Genomic DNA, 310 nt, shown 5'->3' on the forward strand with positions numbered 1-310 from the left:
CTACACCCTCTGGCAGCGCGAGTTGCTCGGCGACCCCGCCGATCCCACCAGTCGGGCGTCTCGGCAACTCTCCTTTTGGAAAGGCGCGTTGCAGGGCATACCCGACGAGATGGGACTCCCCTTCGACCGGCCGCGCCCGGCCGTCGCCTCCTACCGCGGCGGGACCGTGGACCTGTTCGTCGAGGCCGGCGCGCACGGGGGCCTGGCGGAGCTGGCCCGCCGGCGCGGGGTGACGACGTTCATGGTGTTCCAGGCGGCGCTGGCCGTCCTGCTGGCGAAGATCAGCGGAGGTACGGACATCCCCGTCGGC

At 71.9% G+C, this 310-nt stretch carries 1 protein-coding gene; it reads left to right on the forward strand.

Going from position 1 to position 310, the window contains the following annotated elements; translation table 11 throughout:
- Positions 1–22 precede the first annotated feature (22 nt).
- The coding region (locus JNW98_RS35970) for a condensation domain-containing protein (RefSeq protein ID WP_223772433.1) at positions 23–310 on the forward strand (288 nt) is incomplete at its 3' end.

This window comes from Streptomyces huiliensis (genome assembly GCF_020037025.1).
GTDB lineage: Bacteria > Actinomycetota > Actinomycetes > Streptomycetales > Streptomycetaceae > Streptomyces > Streptomyces huiliensis.